We start from the raw sequence: 255 nt of genomic DNA on the forward strand, positions 1-255 counted from the left end.
TTTTTCATTTTTTCTAGTAATTCATTTGCATAGACTCTTTTATAAAATTTTAAATCCAATTCTTTCTCATTTGATTCGATATTTAATTTTACTTTCTGAAAAACAAATTGTTCCGATTTACTTCTTACAGTATCTACAACTATTTGTCTTAATTTGATTCTGAAAGTATCAATAAATGTTTCACTGTTTCTCAAAATATAGTCATCTGAAAACAGGTAAGAAACTCTTTCTCCGGTATATCCATTAAAATAAATT

General features: G+C 24.3%; 1 pseudogene. It reads right to left on the minus strand.

The features are described from left to right. A pseudogene (locus ACHRWY_RS27720) lies at positions 1-255 on the minus strand (hypothetical protein); the annotation flags it as partial.

The organism is Flavobacterium sp. FlaQc-48 (genome assembly GCF_044007335.1).
Taxonomy (GTDB): domain Bacteria; phylum Bacteroidota; class Bacteroidia; order Flavobacteriales; family Flavobacteriaceae; genus Flavobacterium.